Source organism: Pseudomonas sp. SIMBA_068 (genome assembly GCF_046534705.1).
GTDB classification, from domain to species: Bacteria; Pseudomonadota; Gammaproteobacteria; order Pseudomonadales; family Pseudomonadaceae; genus Aquipseudomonas; species Aquipseudomonas putida.
Window position 1 is genome coordinate 1 of record NZ_JAWRYI010000645.1, and the last position, 267, is coordinate 267.

A 267-nucleotide genomic window follows, 5' to 3' on the forward strand; every position below is an offset into this window, starting at 1 on the left:
GAACCCCATACGCTTATTTATTTTATGCACTCTAACCGTATTTAGTGCATCAAGCTTTGCCGCAAGTGACACTATTAACAACCAGTTTAAAAAAATAGACCGAAACAAAGACGGATTTTTAACGCGTTCTGAAGCCTCAATAGACCCCGTCTTGTGGTCTAAGTTTATTCGTTACGACCAAGATAAAGACGGCCGGCTAACACTGAGCGAATACCATTTATATGCCAGTAAGTAGCCCTTACATAAGTAACCTTTCTAACTTTAGGT

Annotated in this window: 1 protein-coding gene; it reads left to right on the plus strand. The window is 39.7% G+C overall.

Translation table 11 applies throughout. The features are described 5' to 3' along the window. A partial coding sequence (locus SB756_RS30805) for a hypothetical protein (RefSeq protein ID WP_410913334.1) occupies positions 1-235 on the plus strand: 235 nt, incomplete at its 5' end. Positions 236-267 lie beyond the last annotated feature (32 nt).